This is a genomic window from Nocardia jiangsuensis (genome assembly GCF_042650385.1).
In the GTDB taxonomy this organism is placed as follows: Bacteria; Actinomycetota; Actinomycetes; order Mycobacteriales; family Mycobacteriaceae; genus Nocardia; species Nocardia jiangsuensis.
On record NZ_JBHSAX010000029.1, the window covers coordinates 1 to 788 of the forward strand.

Sequence of the window (788 nt, forward strand, 5' to 3'; positions counted from 1 at the left end):
ACGCTGGTCGCGTTGCTGGACGAGCAGATCGCGCGCACTCCGGAGCGAACGGCGTTGCGGTTCGAGGGGACGAGTCTGTCCTACGCCGAGTTCGGTGCGAAGGTGAACCAGCTCGCCCGGTATCTGGTCGATCAGGGTGTGGGGCCGGAGTCGCTGGTCGCGCTCGGTATGCGGCGGTCGCTGGAGTTGGTGATCGGCATGCACGCGGTGCTGCGGGCGGGTGGCGCGTATGTGCCGATCGACCCCGACCATCCCGCTGACCGGACCGCCTACATCCTCGACAGCGCGGACCCGGTCTCGGTGCTGACCCTGTCCACCGACGGGCTGGAGCTGCCCGAGGGGGTGGTGCGGGTCGAACTCGACACCCTCGACGTCTCCACCTATCCGGCCGGGCCGTTGACCGATGACGACCGGTGGGCGCCCCTGGTCCCGGGCAACACCGCCTATGTCATCTACACCTCCGGCTCGACCGGGCGGCCCAAGGGTGTCGCGGTCACCCACCACGCGATCGTCAACCAGCAGCTGTGGATGCTCGACGAGTACCGGTTCACCGAGCACGATGTCTACCTGCAGAAGACCGCGACCACCTTCGATGTCTCGCTGTGGGGGTATTTCCTGCCGTTGATGTCGGGTGGTGAGCTGGTCGTCGCCGCCCCCGACGGGCACCGCGACCCGCTCTACGTCGCCGAGACCATCGCCCGCCACAGGGTCACGGTCACCGATTTCGTGCCGTCGATGTTGACGGTGTTCGTCGCTCACGCCACCGCCGAGCAGGTCGCGACGCTGCG

The 788-nt window shown here is 68.0% G+C and carries 1 protein-coding gene; it reads left to right on the forward strand.

Annotation, left to right across the window (positions count from 1 at the left end; genetic code table 11):
• On the forward strand, nt 1-788 hold a 788-nt coding region (locus ACFO0B_RS28520; RefSeq protein ID WP_378616288.1), incomplete at both ends, for an AMP-binding protein.